1 pseudogene is annotated in these 246 nt (G+C 63.8%); it reads right to left on the bottom strand.

Going from position 1 to position 246, the window contains the following annotated elements:
- Positions 1–126, bottom strand: a pseudogene (locus tag FNJ47_RS52395) (SAM-dependent methyltransferase); the annotation flags it as partial.
- Positions 127–246 lie beyond the last annotated feature (120 nt).

Consider the following 246-nt stretch of genomic DNA (forward strand, 5'->3'; position numbering starts at 1 on the left):
GCCGCCGTGTTTCGCGGCCCAATTGGTCAGCCGCTCCCACGGAAATTCCGGACGCCAGCCGAGCCGCCGCGCCAGCGGCGCAAAGGCGAGCTCGAAGATGCGGCGCGGGCCGCTCTCGGCGCCGATGGGGCATTTCTCGCTGATCCGTTTCCGCAAATCGTGAGGATTTGACCGGGAACATCGGCGCCTCGTCCCTGTTTTCTCGTCATGAGGATCAATCGAACGCTCGCTTTGTCCTGTATGCTG

Source organism: Bradyrhizobium uaiense, assembly GCF_010811875.1.
GTDB classification, from domain to species: domain Bacteria; phylum Pseudomonadota; class Alphaproteobacteria; order Rhizobiales; family Xanthobacteraceae; genus Bradyrhizobium; species Bradyrhizobium uaiense.